We start from the raw sequence: 2,393 nt of genomic DNA, 5'->3' as shown, positions 1-2,393 counted from the left end.
CAAAATATCGAATAGGTTTTTTACCCGTCCAAGAATGTCTTAGAAGCCCTGTTATTTGCTTGTAAATACAGGGCTTTTTTATTTTTCCCGTCCAAATCGGTTTGCAGATGTCCGTTACCAGTTGCTGTTTAAGTGGTGGGCAAAATGGTGGGCAAGACCTGTTTTTTTGACTCAATAAGCAAAAAGTCAAGGTATCTGGTGAGCAGATTTTTGCATCTATCTCACCACCGCCTTATGCCATCTCCACTTATCGTGCTGCTTGCAGGTTGTTCAATCACTCAACTATCGAACCAATCGATAAACAAACAGTGGTGGGCAATGGTGAGCAAATTTTAACGATTTCTTAGGAATATAGAGTAACAAACGATGGCAAAACTAACCGCAACTCAGGTGCAGTCTTATGCTCGCGCCGCAACAGCAAACAAAAAATACAGTGATGGTAACGGCTTATATTTTTGCGTAAGAAAATCTGGCATGCCGTATTGGATGCTAAGGTATACCAGCCTAAACGGACGACGAGAAGCCACGCTCGGCCAATACCCAAGTATGACCTTAGCAGAGGCTCGACTTGAATCGTCTAAAATGCAGCTACAACTTCAGCAAGGTGAAGACCCATTAGCAATCCGTGCTATTGAAACCATCCCTGAGATTCAAAATGTCAGTCAGCTGTTTCAAGACTGGTATGCCAAAGACTTAAGTCGCCGATTAAAGCACCCAAATATACCCAAACGTGTTTTTACCAAAGAAATTGCACCAGTGATTGGTCAACTTCCTATCCAAGCTGTGCGTCCAACACATGTACGCGAAGTATTAGAGCGCATTCGAGAAAGTAACCGCCCTACCATTGCCAACGATACCTTGATGTACATGAAGCAGCTGTTTCGACATGCGATAAAGCTCGACTTAACCCTGAACAACCCAGCCGCAGCATTTACCGTGGGCGATGCCGGTGGCGTGGAGTCCAGTAAAGACAGGATGCTCAGCAAAGAGGAAATTCACTACGCCTTCAGCGTGTTTCATACCCATATCAATAGCTTTGGCCGCGACAACTACCTCGCTTGCTGCCTGTTTTTGGTGTTGGGTGTGCGCAAAAGCGAATTGTGCGAAGCCATGTGGCGTGAAATGGATTTAACCACGGGCGTATGGGACCTACCCAAGGAACGAAGTAAAACTGGTGTCCCAATCAGCATTCCCTTACCGCGCCAAGCCATTGCTTGGTTTAACGAGCTGCAAATCCGTGCTTGTGGCTCGCCTTATGTTTTTCCAGCCAGACGAGCAAGCCATCGTCCACATATGGGGCCAGATACACTGAACCGCGCAATTTCTAAACTCTTTGGTCGCGAGCCTGGGCGCAAAAAACAGCCGCCCAATAAAATGGGCAAACTTGAACACTTTACCGTACACGATTTACGCCGCACCTTTCGCAGCCTTGCCGCCTCTTTAGGTATTGCAGGCAACGTGGCAGAACGCTGTCTTAACCATAAGCTAAAAGGCGTTGAGGGCATCTACGACCGCCACGATTACTTTGAAGAGCGCCGTATTGCCCATCAAACCGTGGCTGATGTGATCGAACCGCTGGTGAACTTTGAGCACCCTTCACAGCACAACACAGGAGGGCGTTAACATGCAACTGATGATGCGACTCGCCCCCATTACCTTTCCAATAGCCATGCTGGCAGGCCTTGGCTGGTGTATTGGCATTGCCTTACTCGAGCAATCTCATGGCGTAGGCTACACACTTACCCGATATTGCCTGACGACATTGGTGGTACTCGCTCCATGGCTGACGCTAAAACTCACGTTCTACGTGATTGTCAGCCTAGGACGCAAGCTGGGGCTCATTCCGCCTGCACGCCCAACGTATAGCCTAGGTTATGAAGAATCACTCTATTGGTTCAGAGTACTGGCCTTCTTCGATGGCAAACGCAGCCGCATGCCGAAAAAGCCCATCAGGCGAAACTAACAAACTCCCCCATTTGCTCACTTACCGTGGGCAGTTGGGACAGTGGGGCAACACTTGATACCACAAGCTTTAGAGGGTGAATAAGAGGAAATTACACTGCCCCAAGGAATGGGGCAATCAGGGCTTTGATTGACAAAACAAGCCACCAAACATAATCTTCAAGCCAATATGACCGACGCCTCTGCATTTCTGTACGCGTCGGTTCTCATTTCGCCTTGTCACTATCCAGCCATTGCTTTTCCTACCGATAGCTCGCTTACAAAATACCACACCCAGCTTTAAGCTAAATCAACCAACCCAATTACTTACTTTGATCAGCTGATGCAATCCCCTAGGCGTCATTTGCTAATCCATGAGTTTCAACAGCCGCCACACACTTCCCCATGCCTTTACCCCCATACGCCAAAACCACTATCCGTTTGGCTTTTGG

2 protein-coding genes are annotated in these 2,393 nt (G+C 48.0%); both read left to right on the top strand.

The features are described from left to right. Positions 1 to 366 precede the first annotated feature (366 nt). Positions 367 to 1,623 carry a tyrosine-type recombinase/integrase gene (locus D104_RS32180; RefSeq protein WP_024024779.1) on the top strand — a complete coding sequence of 419 codons (1,257 nt, stop codon included), beginning with the start codon at positions 367 to 369 and terminating at the stop codon, positions 1,621 to 1,623. Position 1,624: 1 nt separating this feature from the next. Further along, positions 1,625 to 1,963: a hypothetical protein gene (locus D104_RS32175; RefSeq protein WP_031215120.1), complete on the top strand. Its 339-nt coding sequence runs from the start codon at positions 1,625 to 1,627 to the stop codon at positions 1,961 to 1,963. Positions 1,964 to 2,393: the final 430 nt, after the last annotated feature.

Source organism: Marinomonas profundimaris, from assembly GCF_000508165.1.
GTDB classification, from domain to species: Bacteria; Pseudomonadota; Gammaproteobacteria; order Pseudomonadales; family Marinomonadaceae; genus Marinomonas; species Marinomonas profundimaris.
Note: the sequence above shows the minus strand (reverse complement) of the source record. Positions and strands in the feature narration are given on the sequence as shown.